Origin of the sequence: Neptunomonas phycophila, from assembly GCF_001922575.1 — a bacterium.
Lineage (GTDB): Bacteria > Pseudomonadota > Gammaproteobacteria > Pseudomonadales > Balneatricaceae > Neptunomonas > Neptunomonas phycophila.
In genome coordinates, this window is record NZ_MRCI01000001.1 from 2,156,323 (window position 1) to 2,174,584 (window position 18,262).

Genomic DNA, 18,262 nt, shown 5'->3' on the forward strand with positions numbered 1-18,262 from the left:
AGATGAAAAAAACTGTATACCATCTAACCTACACCTAGAATGTAGATGGCGTAGAATCACACTGGAACTTTACGTACATAACTAATTGATTTTGACAAACTGAAGGCATAAAAAAAGACGCTCTCAGACGTCTATTTTTTAGAATATGGCGGTGAGGGAGGGATTCGAACCCTCGATACCTTGCGGTATACACACTTTCCAGGCGTGCTCCTTCGGCCACTCGGACACCTCACCGTTATGAGGCGCGCATAGTAGCATACTGACTACTAACTGCAAATAAAATAAGCACTTTTCGCCTACTCTTCGCGCCTTGTATCGATGGTCGGGTTTAACCGATTATCCGCTAGCCAGCAAAGGCTACAAATCCGCTAACACCAGCCACTAGAACAACTCGCCACACAGGCCATTTTAGTGAACACAGCAACCACCACAGACCCACAACAACGGCCATATCCATAGCACCGTTTACCGTGCCTACCCAAACAAAGCTGTACAAGGTAGCTGCTAATAAGCCGATAACACCTAACTGAACACCACCTAAAATGCCGCGAAGTGTCCGGTTACTGCGTAGGTTTTCCCAATGAGGTAGTACAGCAAGCAACAACAACCAGCCTGGTAAAAATATAAGGATTGTTGCAATGACACCGCCTAAAACACCGCTACCCAACATAACGCCTAAATAGGAGGCTAAGGTAAACATAGGCCCTGGTATGGCTTGAGCAATGCTGTAACCGGCTAATAGCTCACTGGCCATAACAGTACTCGTTATACTTTGCTCGGCACTGAGCAATGGCAAAACGACATGGCCTCCGCCGAATACAGTTGCACCCACGCGGTAAATGCTTTCTAACCAGGCCGTAGAGGGTAGCAACCATGAAGCAACCAGAAGTAGTGCCCATCCAGCCACAAATGCAATAGCCGCCATCTGGCTCACTTTAGCGCCAGAAGTACTTTTTTCAGATAGATCAGAGTGGGTTTGGTTGTAGATTTTAGGCTGCATAAATAAATAACCCAGCCAAGCGGCGAATAACAATATGATCAGCTGTGCTGCCGCACCGGGTAATAGCAAGACCGCTATAGCCGTACCGGCAACCAAAGCACTGTGCCAATGGCTCTTAATAGACACTCTGAGCATTTTTAGAATAGCATCCGCCACAACTACAACGGCCAGCAGTTTAAAGCCGTGTAAGATGGCCTCTAAGTCATTACTGAGCTGCGTAGTCATCAACAATGCAAAGGCGATCATTAGTAGCATGGACGGCAACGTAAACCCAGCAAACGCCACTAAGCTTCCCAGAACACCACGTTGTTGATAGCCAATCGCCATTCCGGTTTGCGAGCTAGCCGGGCCGGGCAAAAAGTTACAGAGAGCAATTAACTCCAGATATTCTTGTTCTGAAAGCCACTGCCTTTTATCAACGAATTCGCGTTGAAAATAACCTAAATGCGCTACAGGTCCACCAAAAGACCAACAACCTAGCCTAAAGAAGATAGAGAAAATTGAAAACAAACTGCGCATAGAGCCCCCTTTTTTACTGTTATTTTTCCATGGGTGAGTGACGACTATATGACATATACAAAAAAAGGCCACTCAAAGAGTGGCCCAAATAAAGCACCTGAAAGGTCGTTAGACCAGTAGATTAGTCAGCCTGACGACGAAGGAAGGCCGGAATATCTAGGAAATCCATATCGTCAGTGCCTGTTTTCTTCATGCCGGATTGCATCATGTCGTTCTCTTGCTCTGGTGCAGCAGCACGCTGACGCTCATCCGCTCGATTACGTAAAACGGTTGGCAGATCCAGTTGGTTAAAATCTGAACGGCTGCTCGATGGTGCAGAGTGAGAATGTGATGGCGAAGAGGAAACAACACGCGATGTTGTTCCACCATTAACCACCTTTAATTCTTCGGTTTGCGCCTGTCCAAGCCCTGTAGCAACGACTGTGACTTTAATTTCATCACTTAGCTCGGCATCAATAACCGTGCCGACTACAATCGTCGCGTTTTCAGAGGCATATTCTTCAACAATACTGCCCACTTCAGAAAACTCACCCAAGCTTAAATCTAAGCCAGCTGTAATGTTAACCAAAATACCGCGAGCGCCTTTTAAATCAACATCTTCAAGTAGAGGGCTGTTAATCGCCGCTTCCGTAGCAATTGTCGCGCGATCATCACCACGCGCTTCGCCTGTACCCATCATTGCCATGCCCATTTCAGACATAACAGTGCGAACATCGGCAAAGTCGACGTTGATCATACCTGGACGGGTAATTAGATCGGCGATACCTTGAACCGCACCACGCAGTACATCGTTTGCTGTGTTGAATGCGTTAATAAGGCTACAGTTACGACCCATTACTTGCATGAGTTTTTCGTTTGGAATGATGATTAATGAATCAACATTCTCTTTTAATTCTTTGATCCCCTCTTCAGCGATCTTCATTCGCTTACGGCCTTCGAACGGGAACGGCTTAGTAACAACCGCTACTGTAAGAATGCCAAGCTCTTTAGCAACTTCGGCCACGATTGGGGCAGCACCTGTGCCCGTACCACCGCCCATACCTGCTGTGATAAAGACCATATCAGCGCCAGTAATCATTTCGGCAATACGGTCTTTGTCTTCAAGCGCGGCTTCACGACCTACTTCTGGGTTAGCGCCTGCGCCTAAGCCTTTAGTCAGCTCTCCACCAATTTGGATAACCGCCTTAGACAGCATATTTTGTAGTGCTTGAGAGTCTGTATTAGCACAGATAAACTCAACACCTTCAACATCAGCGGTTACCATGTGTTGCACGGCGTTACCGCCACCGCCACCTACACCAATCACCTTAATGACAGCGCTTTGTGGCAAACTATCAGCTACTTCAAACATGATCTAATCTCCTTCAGGTCCGCGCCTACAACGTCTACTGCGCGAGTTATCTCTAGTTATGTAATCCAAGCCAGCACTATTACTGACTCAGAAATTCCCTTTCAGCCAATCTTTACATCGGCTTAGCAACCCCGGCCCTTCGTTAACCGGTTTTACCTTTCGTTCCTTCTCTGTTCGTTTTTCAGACGGCGTATCGGCTTTTAAATTTGTTAAACGGTCGTCATTCATTTTCGGGACATGCGCTGTGGTCGCACTACTGTTGGCTTGGCCACCCTGTGCGGCGTAATGCAGCAACCCCATCCCTGTTGAAAATATTGGGTTTTGTAAAATATCATCCATACCCCGAACGCCCTGCGGCATTGCCAAACGAACGGGCATGTGAAAGATTTCTTCTGCTAATTCAACAACACCTTCCATCTTTGCGGTGCCGCCAGTTAAAACAATGCCCGAGGGTATAAGATCCTCAAAACCGCTGCGACGTAGCTCAGTTTGAATTAGGGTAAATAATTCGTCATATCGAGGCTCAACCACTTCGGCTAGCGCTTGGCGCGATAGATCCCGAGGCGGTCTGTCACCTACGCTAGGGACTTTAATCGTCTCATCTGCATTCGCCAGTTGAGCCAAGGCACAGGCGTACTGAATTTTAAGCTTCTCAGCGTGCTGCGCAGGTGTTCGCAATGCCATGGCGATATCATTAGTTACTTGATCACCAGCAATAGGAATCACACCCGTGTGCCGAATAGAGCCTGCCGTAAATACCGCGATATCGGTAGTGCCACCGCCAATATCAACCATGCAAACGCCTAGTTCTTTCTCGTCTTCGGTCAGCACCGCGTAACTGGACGCGAGCTGTTCCAACACAACACCATCGACTTCTAAGCCACAGCGACGCACGCACTTTTCAATATTCAAAATGGCATTAGTCGCGCCTGTTACTAGATGCACTTTGGCTTCTAGGCGAACTCCAGACATACCAAGCGGCTCTTTAATGCCTTCTTGGTGATCGATTAAATACTCCTGCGGCAATATATGCAGGATTTTCTGATCGGCCGGAATTGCCACTGCACTGGCAGCATCAATTACGCGCTCTAAATCGTGTTCGGTTACTTCGCGTTCACGAACGGCAACAATCCCGTGAGAGTTCATGCTGCTGATGTGACTACCAGCGATACCCACTGTTACCGAATGGATCTTACAACCGGCCATTAATTCAGCTTCTTCTACTGCCCGCTGAATTGATGTAACTGTTGACTCGATGTTAACAACGACACCTCGTTTGAGCCCACGGGATGGATGAGAGCCGATACCGACTACTTCAACTTGGCCATCCGCCAATACCTCCGCAACTAGACACACCACTTTTGAAGTGCCTATATCAAGTGCGACGATCATATTATGCTCAATTTCCATCTTAGCGACCGATGATTAACTCGTGAAAGTACGTTAGTAATAAGTAATTTGTAAATTATATGCTATCTGGTGTTTAAAAACAGCTGAAACCGCAGCGTTTACATTAAGTATAAATGTACAAAAAATCACCAGTATATGCCAATACTAAATCGGCAATTATTTATAGAACTTTAACGTTTTATTGTTATTTCAATGAGATAGCGATCTCTTTATTTTTCAAACTTTGCTAAAAAGCTAAAAACTTCCGCCAAAAAACCACCGGTTATTTTTTAACCAAAATCAAAATCCTATTTTGAAAAAAACGTACATATCAAAACTTAATTTTGATTAATATATAAAATATCAATATTTGATTTTGATTATTCATGGAAATATCAAAAACCAATTATGATTAAATCTCTCACAAAAACTCATTCACTTTTGGGTTTTATAGCTCACCAAAAACCAAGCGTAAACGCTAGTCACCCTGCTTATTCATCCGCTCAATAAACCTTTTTAAAGGTATCATTTTATATTTACGAAGCTGCGATCTCAGCTGGTGATATGTCAAACCCAACCTATCAGCTGCCATTTTTTGGTTATAGCCGCTCACTTGCAGGGCTTCTATGAGCAAGCGCTGCTCCAATCCCCTAACCTGAGTTTCTAAATCTGCCGCTTCATCCTTTTGCGCCTCCCACTGAGGTTTATTTAAGTTGGGACGTTCAGTGGCGTCCGGCCCGTTGGGCGAAGCTGAGATAACCGTCGACTGTTGTGAAGAATCAATATCGGCTCCTACTGCAGACGAGATATGCCAAGGTGCGATAAAGGGGTTAATCACCATGGTTTCAATTGCCCGCTCGTGATTTGACTCACGATACACACTGCGCTCTACAGCGTTTTTTAGCTCTCTTACATTGCCGGGCCAAGCGTAACTCAACAGGTCATCTTGTGCGGCGGCGGAAAAACCGGGGAAATACTCGCGCCCTAACTCAATGCACATGCGCTGGGCAAAGTGCTCAGCCAATAACAAAATATCATCTTGGCGATGGCGCAAGGGCGGGATATGAATCACATCAAATGCTAGGCGATCTAAAAGGTCCGCTCGAAAAGTCTGCTCTTCTCGCATATTTAATAGGTCTGCATTGGTAGCCGCTATTAACCGAACATCGGCCTGCAAAGTTTGCTGCCCGCCTACACGCTCAAACTCACCATATTCAACAACACGTAATAACTTCTCTTGTACCATTAATGAGCTGGTACCTAACTCATCCAAAAACAAACTTCCGCCTTCAGCCCGTTCAAACCGCCCTACATGACGCTTAGAGGCTCCTGTAAAAGCTCCGGATTCGTGTCCAAACAATTCACTTTCAAGCAAGTTCTCATTCATTGCCGCGCAATTGAGTTTGAGAAAAGCTTGATCCCAGCGTCCCGACAAAAAATGAATCCGCTCTGCGACTAACTCCTTACCCGTTCCCCGCTCTCCAATAACCAGCACGGGCTTATTTAATGGTGCCAATCGCGAAATTTGGTCCATTAGATCAAGCATCAGGGAAGATTCACCTAATATTTTTGTCTTATCACTTAGCCTCATAAACTAAAATTTAGCATTAAAAGCTATAAATTAGCCATAAAAACCAACCATAAATCAAAAAAACATCCTGCCAATAACTAAAATCTATATAAATCAGCAACTTAAAAACATGGCACAGTTATAGCTATGTACCTAACATCAACACATCTACCCCGACACCTGTTTTGCCGGGTGTGTTTAACCAAAAAGGCGATAACAGCCACAGGAGATTCACATGGGTATCTTTTCTCGTTTTCAGGACATCATTAACGCGAACATAAACTCTTTATTGGATCGCGCTGAAGATCCGGAAAAAATGATCCGCCTCATGATTCAAGAAATGGAAGAAACACTGATTGAGGTACGCTCAACTTCCGCCAAAGTATTGGCCGATAAGAAAACATTAGAACGCCGCATGGCCGCTCTTGAAAAAGAAGCAGACACCTGGGAAGAAAAAGCTGCTTTAGCTTTACTAAAAGACCGTGAAGATTTAGCGCGTGCTGCATTAGCAGAGCAATCAGCTGCAAATGAGACCTTAGAGATTGCAAAAGAAGAATTGCTTGCGTTAGATTCGCATGTACTTGACCTCAATAGCGAAGTTGCGCAGCTACAACAAAAGCTAAACGATGCTAAAGCTAAGCAAAAATCTATGCTAGCTCGCGAACAAACAGCGCGATCTAAGCTTGAGATTCGCCGCCGCTTTAACCGTGACAAACTGAATGAAGCGTTCGAAAAATTTGAACGTTATGAAAGAAAAATGGACGATATGGAAGCGGAAGTCGAAAGTTACGATATAGGCAGCAAAGACTTAGCCGATGAAATCCAAGACCTAGCCCGCGACGAAAAGGTCGATCAAGCGCTCGAGCAATTAAAAGCGCGCATGAGCCAAAAAGCAAAATAAATGCGGCTCACTTTAATGGTAATGGGCGGGAGTTATGCTTGCTCCCTCCCTCTAACGAGTGGTGATCAATAATGTCCAGTTTTGTGTTCTTTTTTGTTCCGACGGTCATTTTCCTCGGCTTAGTGCTCCCTTTATGGCTGGTGCTTCACTATGCCGCTACATGGCGGGCTTCTAAAGGGCTCTCTGAGGAGGACAAACAAACACTGGAGGCGACATTAAACGAACTCGATCGCGTAGAAGAACGCCTTCAAACCCTCGAAACCATCTTAGATGCCGAGCAGCCTGATTGGCGTGATCGCCATTCTGCCTAGGAAAAAGGAGTACTTTATGTTTGATGCTAAAAACCGCGGTTGGGATATCGACCTATTCAGAAGTCGACGTTCTCGCTGGATTGCCGGAGTATGTGGTGGTTTAGCCGAGAATATGAACTGGTCACCTACCGGCTTACGAATTATAGCGATACTACTGTTTATGTTTACCGGGTCTTTTGCTTTCTTAGCCTACATTGCAGCTTGGTTTCTTATAGCAAGCCGCTCCGAGGCTCCTTATGCTGGACGGACTTATAACCACGAAACGCCCCCTAAAAATCCAAACGGGCCGCAAAATATTAAACAGAAAGTATTTAGCCATAAAGAAGCCGCCACCAGCCGCATTTACGAAATACGTGACCGACTCAGCTCAATAGATCAACGTATTCGCGCGATGGAAACGCACGTTACTTCTAAAAAATACCAATTCGATCGTGAGTTACACCGCACTCAAAAACCGTAAGCTGATCCAGTCTTACGCCCACTAAAAAGCCGCATGAATGCGGCTTTTTATCAATATTCCAAACAACATATTCAGCTAGTGATCCATTGCCTTATCTTGCAAATTTTTTGGAATCTCTTTTTTACCGGAAACCCCCAGCTCATTCAGCTTCATCGCCTGCTGAACCAAATTGCCGCGCCCCGTCGATAATCGACCATAAGCCTGCTCATAGGAATCTTGGGCGCGATGCAGGTGCTTACCGATATCCTCCAGCGACTCAACAAAAATCACAAACTTATCGTAAAGGTCAGCTCCCCGCTTCGCTATCTCTTGCGCATTTTGGTTTTGGTGCTCATATCGCCAGATGTTTTGAATCGTTCTAAGAGTGACCAACAAAGTGGCAGGGCTCACCAACATAATGTTGCGATCAAATGCAAATCGAAATAATTCCGGGTCATTTTCTAAAGCCAATAAAAATGCGCCTTCAACTGGAACAAACATCAACACAAAATCGAGGGATCGCACACCTTCTAGTTTTTCATAAGCCTTGTTGCTCAGGCCTCTGACATGATTGCGCAATGAAACTTGGTGCGATTTCAGGTGATGCTGTCTAACCTGCTCATCATCACTGGAGCAATATTGTTCGTAAGCCGTTAGCGAGACTTTAGCATCAACAATGACATCTTTGCCGTCAGGTAGATGCACAATCACATCCGGCTGATAACGTTGATGTTGATCCTTTAAGGTAACCTGCACCTGATATTCATGACCTTTGCGCAAACCCGATTCTTCTAAAACCCGCTCAAGAATAACCTCACCCCAATTACCTTGGGTTTTACTCTCGCCACGCAGCGCTTGTGTAAGGTTAATCGCATCTTGACTCATCTGCTGATTCAGCTGCTTTAGCTGATGAATTTCAGCATGCAGCGCCCTGCGCTCCTTGGCCTCTTGTACATACACATCTTCTACTTTGCGCTTAAAATCTCCTAGCTGCTCGCGCAAAGGCGTGAGTACCATACCCATTTCTTTTCGACTATTTTCAGAGAAACGCTGCGATTTTTCATCAAAGATCTGGTTCGCTAGATTTTGAAACTCCTGCCGCAGCTGGTCACGCGCCTCACTCAGCAAGCGTATTTTCTCTTCATGACTTGCCCTCTCAGCTTGATAACGCGCGTCCATTTCAGCCATTTGAGTTTGTCGAATAGACAGCTGCTCGTGCAGTTCACCATTTTCATAAACAAGCTGTTCGAGTTTATCTTCCAACTTAGCAGCTTGCCGGCCTTGTTCTTCGTAACGCACTTCATTTAATCGATATTGCTGCAATGATTCTTCTAGGGTCTGCTGCGCAGCCATCCAACGCGAACGCTGCGCTAACAATATGAGTAACATAACAACAAGCACGCACAAGCCGACAATCAGTGCCGCCACCAAAGAAGAATCAGCTAATAATGACGATAACGTCATGTCTTCACCAGTAATAGTAGAGAGCAGCGATCGCAACGATAACCAGCAAAGTCATCAAACTCAGATTGATCAAATCGCTCCATAAACGCTGAAAAAACACGAAATGCACAACCGGAAAGCTGATAAACACACATACGAGCGGAATCCACCACTCCAGCTGTCGCATACCGTAAGCTAACGCCCCCACCAGCGTAAGAGCCGCCAAGTTACCAGCAAATACAACCGCAACCTGTGCATTGCGGCTAGCTAATCGTCCTGTCTTTTGTTCTTCAGGTAGTTTATTAATATCCCGAGCACTGAGCGCAGCTGACATTGCAACGAAGCCCGAAAACAAAAAAACAAATAATGGTTCCACAACGAAAACTCCAACAACTGATGAATAAGCGGGTGATTGTAGATCAAAACGCAGTTCAACCCTATATGCGTCTTCATATAGCGTACATAAGGGTGCGATAAGCTAGCGTTTAAAACAATTTAGAGTGGTATCATATTACCCAATAGCCGCGCACAGCCGCGTAACCCAAAACACGCAATTCAGCACCAAGCTGATTTGCGAGTCACTTACTGTTAAGAGAGATCCCGCAACAATGGAGTACTTGGTTAACGAAGCCGTAGAAGATTATGCCTTTTTAAACACAAGCGAAGAGCCCGCTTTACTAAAAGAGCTAATCGATGCAACTAACCAAAATATGGGCTGGCCTCAAAAACTTTCTGGCCGCCTAGTAGGCCGAACGTTAAAGATGCTGAGTGCGATACATCAACCCAAGCGTGCATTAGAGATTGGTATGTTTACTGGCTACTCGGCTCTGTCTATTGCCGAAGGCATGCCAGAGGATGGAAAACTAATTTGCTGCGAGACTAACCCTCGCGCTATTGAGTTTGCCCAAACATTTTATGATCGCAGCGAACACGGGCACAAAATCGATGTAATTTTCGGCCGTGCCTTAGATACATTAGCCACACTTGAAGGCCCATTAGACTTTACATTTATTGACGCCGACAAACGTAATTACCTGAATTATTGGTTAGCTGTTAAAGAGCTGACACGACCGGGTGGTTTGATCATTTTAGACAACGTGCTTTGGTCAGGTAAGGTAGTACAACCTGAATCAGAAATAGATGACACCTTAGTGGAAACTAACCGTATTATTGCTGCTGACCCTGACTTTGAGAATGTATTTTTAACCGTGAGAGATGGCTTGAACGTAGTCAGAAAGCTTAGGTAATCCCCAACAAATAACCCCTATGATGTTGATATAAGTAGTAAGGAGTAACAGGTTGAAAAAATGGATTTTAGCAAGCCTGGCAATATTGATAGTTATCCCAGTGGCGCTCTATTTAGCCTTACCCTTTTTGGCGAGCAAGGCTGTAGAAAGCTGGTTAAGCGAACAAGGATTTGACGATCCGCATTTCGATGTCGCTTACCCCACTAATCGTGAGCTACTGATCAAACAGTTAGAAGTCACCAAAAACACGCCGGACCGCCATTCCACACTCAAAGCAGGGCCTGTCACCTTACATTACAGACCTTTAAGACTGCTGTTTTCAGGGACGTTTGAGCGGATAACTATCCCCGAGGCTTCACTTGTCATCTCGACAAAGGATCTCAACCAATCGGAAAATATAGCTAATACTGAAGCTTCTGCATTCGCTGTAGAATTAGCAAACTTCTTACCCTCTTTTTGGATAGAGCAAACACCGGCTGCCGAAATTTTAATTGGCCAATTGACGACTACCTTGCAGTTAGGATCGCGCCCAGACATTAAACTGGTGGGTAACATTGCCCTGCAAAACCAACAACTGTTTAGCCGTGTAGAAGGCTACTATGATGCTCAACCTTTGGCCCGTGCTGACCTACATTTCACGGCCAACGACCGCTTCTCGTTTTCGCTATTACACGACAACCAGTCCGTTATCGATGTAGAAGGTAGAGCGGTCGAAGACGAAAAAGCTATTCTGATTGCCGCCAACCATGAAACTAATCTAGCTAAAGCTCACGAGCTGCTATGGCAGATTCCCGGCTCTATTGCTCAAATTATTCCTGGTTTTACCGGCGCCCTCAAGGGCCGAGCAAAAATCAGTTTGCAGCGCACGCTGACCCAAGATACAACCGCCTGGCTGCAAGCATTAAGCTTTGAGGACAGTAGCAAAACAAATATTGTGGCGCTGTCTCCGCTAGAAACGATAAAAGTAGTGAACCTCAACATAGAAACCGAAACACAATTGACCAATGACAAAGGCTTGCAAGTCCAGGTTACACCTAAAAGCAAAATAACAGCACTCAACTTAGGCAACAATGATTGGCATATCGACAAACTCGACTTCACTACCCAAAGCCCGATTACGGTGAATTATTTTGATAAACTTACCGTGTCACCATTTCGCATCAGCCTGGCCTATAAAGATGCTCAATTTGGTGTAATGACGCTTGCTAGCGAACCCATTGAACTCGATATCCAATCTGTTAACGCCGCCAAGCAAACTTTCTCCGCGGGCTACACTCTAAAAGAGCTTAAAGTACAGTTAGGTAAAGATCCTATACCGCCCTTTTTTGCAAAGGGTCTTTTCACCTTTACACCAGATACTCTGAAAACCAGCTACTTCTTTGTTAACGAGCCTTTAGATATCGATCTCTCAGGTGACCTTTCATATGTGATCAATAACAAGCTACTTAAAACCAACTGGCACCTTAAAGAAATACCAACCAATGAGCTGCCGCTTAAATGGCGCAACTACCTCCCCTTTAAATGGCCTATCGACATACAAATTGGCGAGGGGTTCTACAGTCAAAACGGCGCTCTCAGTTGGTGGGACGGTACGCTGGATGGAAAGATCAATCACCTGATGCGTGATCTTCATGTAATGTATCAAAAGGTTGCTATCGAAGGCATTAACGCCAAGAGCACCACCTTTTTGCGTGACAAACGAATCGATGAACAAGGCACATTGACCGTGAAACAGGTTGAGCAGGGTTATTCTTTGCAAAAACTAAACGCCGAATACCGCATCAACCAACTTACGTCTAAAGACCCCATCATTAACATTAACGCCCTACAAGCTGAGCTATTAGGCGGCACGTTAACAGCAACTCCTTTTTACACTACGTTTAACGATATGAATATACGTACCGATATTGAGGTCAGTGAACTTTCGTTAAACCAACTACTCCAACTTGAGAATCAACCCGGCTTAACTGGTCAAGGCCTATTGAGTGGGCGAATTCCCTTAACCTACCATCAAGGCAAACTAGCGGTTAAAGCAGGAGATATTAAAGCGGTACAACCCGGAAATATCCGCTATGAACCGACGGATAATGTGCGACAAATGGGGCAAAATAATCAAGGATTGGCGATCGCACTTAAAGCGTTGTCTAATTTTAATTACACAACATTAAGCGCCAATGCCAATTATCAGAGCAATGGTGATTTGTTGCTGCAAACGCAACTATCGGGTAGCAACCCTGATTGGAATAAGGGACAACCAGTTAACTTCTCGATCAACATAGAAGAAAACTTGATACAGCTTATGAAGAGTCTGCAATTTGCTGACAAATTAGCAGAGCAACTTCAGCATAAAAAACAATAACAAGGCGGCGGAGCTAACTAATGTTATTACCAAAATACAGCGTGCCTACAACCATTTTACTCACCTCGCTATTACTGACAGCGGGGTGCTCACCTAAGGTACAAGTCGAAGTCCCTAATGAGCCTATTACTATCAACCTCAATGTTAAAATTGAGCACGAGATTCTTGTTAAAGTTGATAAAGAAGTCGACACCCTACTCACTAATCAAAAAGATCTATTCTAGGGAAGCATCATCATGAAGATAAAACACATTGCGAATACCTTATTCTTATCTTTGCTGCTTTCATTACCCGCTTTTGCTTTGAGCTTAGACGCGGCAAAAAGCCAAGGGCTCGTAGGGGAAACCCCACAAGGATACATAGCGGCCGTGATCGCTAATGCCGACAGCTCTGTTAAGCAGCTGGTAGACAGCATCAACACTCAACGTAAAGCGGCTTATCAAGAGAGCGCTACCAAAGCAGGCGTAGCTACCGATATTATCGCCAAACGTATGGCTCAACGGCTTTACCAAAGAGCTGAGTCAGGAGAGTACCTTTTACAACCCGACGGTCGCTGGACCAAACAGTAATTACTTTTTCCATCTGCCCTATACTAATTAAGAGGTTTATATGGCAAAGCAGAAAGATTCCGGCTTTTTTACGTATCGGAAATTACATTTTTTGGGCTTAGTATTGTCGGGGTCTTCTGTTGCCGTTGCTGCCAGCTCCCTCAGTAATGAGCTTGGCGATATTCAATGCGCTGCTTGTATTGCTATTCGCTTTTGCTTGCTGTGCTTAACGTTTATTTTCTTACTGGGCTTTATCATTAACCCTTGGAAATTTGGCCAACGCTTACTGGGTTTTTGTACTGTCCTGCTTGCCACCGTGGGCTTGTTACTCACCGGGCGGTATCTGTGGTACGCACCGGATATGCCGACCCCTTCGGACTCTTGCAGCTTACAACTCGACTCCTGGCTCGGTTTACTACCCAATAATTCCGGATTGATGGCTTTTTTTACCGAACAGAATGAATGTCTTCCAACGACAACAAATTTCTTGGGTTTATCGCTCCCACAGCTTACATTACTGCTATTTATACTATTGTGTATTATCAGCTGGCGAATTGTGCTCCGAAGTCCTCGTCAGCGCGTATCACTGTTTTAAATACAGTTCCTAGCGATGGAAGACTATGAAAAAGCAAATTAGCGCTGGATTATTAGCCATATTACCTGCGATTAGCTATGCCGCTGATCCATGGACATTTAATACCTACTTTGAAAACGACCTATTTGATGGTACTGATCAAAGTTATACCAACGGCATTCGTTTTTCATGGGTATCGCCCGACCTCGACAACTACCTTTTAGATGAGCGTATCCCACTTTGGCTGCGGCGCATCAACGCACAATTTAGCCCCCTATACCCCGTTACAGAAAGCTACACAGATAATGTCCAAAGAAAGCTCATTTTTACCATTGGCCAAGAGATGTATACGCCAACGGATAAAAAACGCAAAACAGTCGATCCTGACGACCGCCCTTTTGCCGGTTGGCTTTATGCTGGATTTGGTTATCACGCCAAAACTGATAACAAAATGAACTCAGTTGAGGTCAACTTAGGCGTAGTAGGCCCTGCCTCCTACGCCCATGAAACACAAGATTTTATCCACGACCTAAGAGGCATAGAAACCTTCCAAGGTTGGGATAACCAATTGCGTAACGAGCTAGGCATACAAGTTGTTTATGAGCACAAGCATCGCTTATACAAAAACACTTTGCATAACGATATCAGCTACGACTTTATTACCCATGCGGGCGGCAGTGTAGGTAACGTTGCAACCTACGGCAACCTAGGCGCTGAATACCGAATTGGTTGGAACCTCCCTGATGACTTTGGTACATCAGCCTTGCGTCCTGGTGGCGATAACAGCGCACCGGGAAACAGTGACCCTCGACTGCGTTATGAAGGTCGCGGTATTCATGGCTTTGTATCGATTGATGCGCGCGCAGTTTTACACAACATCTTTTTAGATGGAAATACCTTCACGGATAGTCACTCAGTTGACAAAGAGTATTTTGTAGCCGACGCGGCCATCGGTGTGTCGGCAATCTATGATCGTTGGAAGATATCGTACGCGCATGTTCACCGCACAAAAGAGTTCAGGTCTCAGAAAAAACCACAACGTTTTGGTTCTATTAGCGTTTCTTATTCCTATTAAGTGAAAAGATACGCTCTACACTACCTTCTATTTTTTTGCGGCTGATAATTCAAAAACTGCCGCAAAAAACCTTTAAATTCAATCAGTAGGCACCTAGAAGCAAACTCAGATCTATTTTTCCTTTCTAAAATTCCAGGAAACAAAAGTTTCCTATAGGAAATTTCTACTTTTTTACCATACATCCGCCTGCGGTTTTGCGCTATCATTGGCCCAATTTCGTATCGCTAATCAGCGGCTATCAGACCCAGTCAGGATTCAATACTCATGAGCGAAACCTCCCGTCCGTTAACTGACCTGCAGAACCGATCTGCTTTCATCGAACGCCACATAGGCCCATCGCACGACGAACGCGATGCCATGTTAAGCGAATTAGGCGTAGATACGCTGGATACCCTCATTGATCAGACAGTACCCGGTAGTATCCGAGTGAAAACCCCTATTCCACTAGATACACCACGGACGGAAGTTGAAGCACTGGGTTACCTTAAAGCAGTCGCGAGCAAAAATGTAATTAATCGTTCTTTGATTGGCATGGGCTACACTGACACCATTACACCTAACGTCATTCTACGTAATGTATTGGAAAACCCAGGTTGGTACACAGCGTACACACCTTATCAACCTGAAGTATCACAAGGTCGCTTAGAAGCCATCCTAAACTACCAACAGATGGTATTAGATTTAACAGGCTTAGACTTAGCTAACGCCTCCTTGCTTGATGAATCAACCGCCGCGGCCGAAGCGATGACATTGTGCAAACGCATGTCTAAAGCGAAGCGCAGCAACCTCTTTTTGGTTGATGAAAACCTACACCCACAAAACATCGACGTTATCCAAACACGCGCTGAGCCGCTAGGTTATGACGTGATCGTTGGTGACTTAAACACCTTATTAGACGAGCACGAACCTTTTGGTGTTGTAGCTCAATACCCCGGCACTCACGGTCAAGTCATCGACCTAACCAGCCTCATTGAAAAAACGCATGACAAAAAAGCGCTCTTTTGTGCTGCCGCGGATATTATGAGCCTAGTTATGCTCAAGTCACCTGGTGAAATGGGGGCCGATGTAGTCTTTGGCTCAGCACAACGCTTTGGTGTTCCTATGGGGTATGGTGGTCCACATGCCGCATTTTTCGCGACTCGCGATGCCTACAAGCGCTCTGTTCCTGGCCGTATTATTGGTGTCTCAGTGGATACGCGTGGCAAAAAAGCATTGCGTATGGCCATGCAAACACGTGAGCAACATATCCGCCGAGAGAAAGCGACATCGAACATCTGTACCGCGCAAGTATTGCTAGCTAACATGGCTGGTTTTTACGCGACGTACCACGGACCTGAAGGCCTTAAAACCATTGCGCAACGTATCCACCGTTACACGGATATTTTGGCAAGCGGCCTAGAAAATAAAGGTATCAAGCTGGTTAACAGTACATGGTTCGATACCCTCACCATCGATTTAGGTGCTAACCGAGACGCAGTTTACGGCAAGCTACTGGATGCAGGCATCAATACACGTAAAGTAAATGATACCCAGCTAGGCATGACGTTTGACGAGCGTACAGACGATGCTCTTATCCTAGACTTATTCGCTACCATCATTGGTGCAGATCATGGCCTATCGGTTGAAGCCCTTGATAAAGCTCGTGACTCAATCCCAGCCGAATGTGTTCGCCAATCAGCCATACTGACGCATCCTGTTTTCAACAGCTATCACAGCGAAACAGAAATGTTGCGTTATCTAAAGCAGCTTGAAAATAAAGATATCTCTCTGGCAAATAGCATGATCGCCCTCGGCTCTTGCACCATGAAGCTAAACGCGACAGCGGAGATGATCCCAGTTACATGGCCTGAGTTTGCGAATATCCACCCATTCGCACCTCTTGACCAAGCCGCTGGCTACCAACAAATGCTGTCTGAACTGGATGACATGCTAAAAGCGATCACCGGTTTTGATCACATCTGCATGCAACCTAACTCAGGCGCACAAGGCGAATACGCAGGCTTGCTAGCCATCCGTAACTTCCACTTTGCCAATGGCGATCATCATCGCAACATCTGCTTGATCCCTTCATCAGCACACGGCACAAACCCTGCTTCTGCTGCATTGGCGGATATGAAAGTGATTGTTGTTGCCTGCGATGAAAAAGGTAACGTCGATATCGACGATCTGCGCGCTAAAGCCGAGCAACACAAAGATGACCTTAGCTGCTTGATGATTACCTACCCATCAACACACGGTGTTTATGAAGAAGGAATCCGCGACATTTGCCAAATTATCCATGATAACGGTGGCCAAGTGTACATGGACGGCGCAAACTTAAACGCGCAAGTGGGCATCTCCCAACCGGGTGAAATCGGTGCAGACGTCTCACACATGAACCTGCACAAAACTTTCTGTATCCCACACGGTGGCGGCGGCCCTGGTATGGGTCCTATCGGTGTTAAAGCACATTTAGCGCCTTTCGTTGCGAACCACGCCGTACAAACCATTTCAGGTGGCCCGAAAGCCGGTAATGGTGCCGTTTCAGCAGCACCATGGGGCAGCGCAAGTATCCTACCAATCTCATGGATGTACATCAAAATGATGGGTGGCGAGGGCCAACGCCTAGCGACTGAATACGCTATTTTGAATGCTAACTACTTAGCTAAAAAATTAGCTGAGCACTACCCTGTTCTTTACACTGGCCGTAATGATCGCGTAGCGCACGAGTGCATCATCGACCTGCGCCCATTGAAGGAAGCATCCGGTATCAGCGAAGAAGACGTCGCTAAACGCCTGATGGATTTCGGTTTCCACGCGCCGACTATGTCGTTCCCTGTACCGGGCACACTCATGATCGAGCCGACCGAGTCCGAATCAAAAGCCGAACTCGACCGCTTTATCGAAGCCATGGCACAAATCCGCAGCGAAATTGCCCAAGTCGAACACGGTGAGCTAGACGCCGAAAACAACCCACTCAAGCACGCGCCACACACAATGGACGATTTAGTGGACTCAGACTGGAACCGTCCTTACACCCGCGAACAAGCAGTATTCCCAGCACCATTCGTACGTATGGGTAAAGTATGGCCAACGGTAAACCGTATCGACAACGTATACGGCGACCGTAACCTGTTCTGCTCGTGTGTGCCTATGGAAGCTTATGACACGGCTGAGTAATGATTAACCCAACCACTGGTTAAATCATATTTGATGAAAAAGAGCTGCCCCAATAGGTGGCTCTTTATCATTTCAGGCCAATAAAGCGCAGAGAGGTCTTATGATGAATGACTCTCAATAATTTGATCCGAACTGCACACAGATCTGGGGCTATTGGGTGTTAATACTCCACAAGAATTAAATAAAAAATACATTGAGCAAATTTAGCGAAAAAAATTCATTGATAGAAACTTATTTTAAAAAGCTGCTCAATTGCGCAGCTTTTTAATTACCTGTTGCTTTTCCCATTGAGTGTAAGTACGTGATCATCAAACATCCTACCTATGCGCCTTCCATACATAATGTATTTATATCTAGACAAGAACAAAAAAATTAGG

The 18,262-nt window shown here is 45.5% G+C and carries 16 protein-coding genes and 1 tRNA gene; 10 read left to right on the forward strand and 7 right to left on the reverse strand.

Annotated elements, in window-relative coordinates:
* Window positions 1-146: 146 nt before the first annotated feature.
* From BS617_RS09790 to pspF, 5 genes are all read right to left on the reverse strand, one after another.
* Window positions 147-234: transfer RNA gene (locus BS617_RS09790), tRNA-Ser, on the reverse strand.
* Between the two features lie 109 nt (window positions 235-343).
* Window positions 344-1,519 carry a chromate efflux transporter gene (gene chrA, locus BS617_RS09795; RefSeq protein ID WP_083609989.1) on the reverse strand — a complete coding sequence of 392 codons (1,176 nt, stop codon included), beginning with the start codon at window positions 1,517-1,519 and terminating at the stop codon, window positions 344-346.
* A gap of 121 nt (window positions 1,520-1,640) precedes the next feature.
* Entirely contained in the window at window positions 1,641-2,870 is a 1,230-nt protein-coding gene (ftsZ, locus tag BS617_RS09800; RefSeq protein ID WP_075172628.1) for a cell division protein FtsZ, read from the reverse strand.
* 87 nt (window positions 2,871-2,957) lie between these two features.
* Window positions 2,958-4,280 (reverse strand): cell division protein FtsA, encoded by a 1,323-nt coding sequence (gene ftsA / locus BS617_RS09805; protein ID WP_075172629.1) that lies wholly within the window; start codon window positions 4,278-4,280, stop codon window positions 2,958-2,960.
* Window positions 4,281-4,737: 457 nt separating this feature from the next.
* Window positions 4,738-5,850 carry a phage shock protein operon transcriptional activator gene (gene pspF / locus BS617_RS09810; protein ID WP_075172630.1) on the reverse strand — a complete coding sequence of 371 codons (1,113 nt, stop codon included), beginning with the start codon at window positions 5,848-5,850 and terminating at the stop codon, window positions 4,738-4,740.
* Window positions 5,851-6,064: 214 nt separating this feature from the next.
* Between pspF and pspA the strand changes: the two genes are divergently transcribed.
* The 3 genes from pspA (at window position 6,065) to BS617_RS09825 (ending at window position 7,501) form a co-directional block, all read left to right on the forward strand.
* The gene (gene pspA / locus BS617_RS09815) at window positions 6,065-6,730 is read left to right on the forward strand and encodes a phage shock protein PspA (protein WP_075172631.1); all 666 of its coding nucleotides are present in this window, start codon (window positions 6,065-6,067) and stop codon (window positions 6,728-6,730) included.
* Window positions 6,731-6,801: 71 nt separating this feature from the next.
* The gene (gene pspB, locus BS617_RS09820; RefSeq protein WP_075172632.1) at window positions 6,802-7,041 is read left to right on the forward strand and encodes an envelope stress response membrane protein PspB; all 240 of its coding nucleotides are present in this window, start codon (window positions 6,802-6,804) and stop codon (window positions 7,039-7,041) included.
* 16 nt (window positions 7,042-7,057) lie between these two features.
* Complete coding sequence (locus tag BS617_RS09825; RefSeq protein WP_075172633.1) at window positions 7,058-7,501, forward strand: PspC domain-containing protein; 444 nt, start codon at window positions 7,058-7,060, stop codon at window positions 7,499-7,501.
* 75 nt (window positions 7,502-7,576) lie between these two features.
* Here the strand turns inward: BS617_RS09825 and BS617_RS09830 are convergent, their stop codons facing one another.
* Together BS617_RS09830 and BS617_RS09835 are read right to left on the reverse strand one after the other, a co-directional pair.
* Window positions 7,577-8,944, reverse strand: a complete 1,368-nt coding sequence (locus tag BS617_RS09830) for a DNA recombination protein RmuC (protein WP_075172634.1) — start codon at window positions 8,942-8,944, stop codon at window positions 7,577-7,579.
* A gap of 4 nt (window positions 8,945-8,948) precedes the next feature.
* The gene (locus BS617_RS09835) at window positions 8,949-9,299 is read right to left on the reverse strand and encodes a hypothetical protein (protein WP_075172635.1); all 351 of its coding nucleotides are present in this window, start codon (window positions 9,297-9,299) and stop codon (window positions 8,949-8,951) included.
* Window positions 9,300-9,531: 232 nt separating this feature from the next.
* Here BS617_RS09835 and BS617_RS09840 point away from each other — a divergent pair, with 232 nt between their 5' ends.
* The 7 genes from BS617_RS09840 to gcvP all read left to right on the forward strand — a co-directional run bounded on the left by BS617_RS09840 (window position 9,532) and on the right by gcvP (window position 17,885).
* On the forward strand, window positions 9,532-10,170 hold the full coding sequence (locus tag BS617_RS09840) for an O-methyltransferase (protein WP_075172636.1): 639 nt from the start codon (window positions 9,532-9,534) through the stop codon (window positions 10,168-10,170).
* Between the two features lie 52 nt (window positions 10,171-10,222).
* Window positions 10,223-12,529 (forward strand): intermembrane phospholipid transport YdbH family protein, encoded by a 2,307-nt coding sequence (locus tag BS617_RS09845; RefSeq protein WP_075172637.1) that lies wholly within the window; start codon window positions 10,223-10,225, stop codon window positions 12,527-12,529.
* Window positions 12,530-12,549: 20 nt separating this feature from the next.
* Window positions 12,550-12,753 carry a YnbE family lipoprotein gene (locus BS617_RS09850; protein ID WP_075172638.1) on the forward strand — a complete coding sequence of 68 codons (204 nt, stop codon included), beginning with the start codon at window positions 12,550-12,552 and terminating at the stop codon, window positions 12,751-12,753.
* A gap of 12 nt (window positions 12,754-12,765) precedes the next feature.
* Window positions 12,766-13,098, forward strand: coding sequence for a YdbL family probable chaperone protein (locus BS617_RS09855; protein WP_075172639.1), 333 nt, complete (start codon window positions 12,766-12,768; stop codon window positions 13,096-13,098).
* A gap of 40 nt (window positions 13,099-13,138) precedes the next feature.
* Window positions 13,139-13,672, forward strand: coding sequence for a disulfide bond formation protein B (locus tag BS617_RS09860; RefSeq protein ID WP_075172640.1), 534 nt, complete (start codon window positions 13,139-13,141; stop codon window positions 13,670-13,672).
* A 25-nt stretch (window positions 13,673-13,697) separates the two neighbouring features.
* Complete coding sequence (locus BS617_RS09865; protein WP_075172641.1) at window positions 13,698-14,726, forward strand: lipid A deacylase LpxR family protein; 1,029 nt, start codon at window positions 13,698-13,700, stop codon at window positions 14,724-14,726.
* Window positions 14,727-14,990: 264 nt separating this feature from the next.
* Window positions 14,991-17,885, forward strand: coding sequence for an aminomethyl-transferring glycine dehydrogenase (gene gcvP, locus BS617_RS09870; protein ID WP_075172642.1), 2,895 nt, complete (start codon window positions 14,991-14,993; stop codon window positions 17,883-17,885).
* Window positions 17,886-18,262 lie beyond the last annotated feature (377 nt).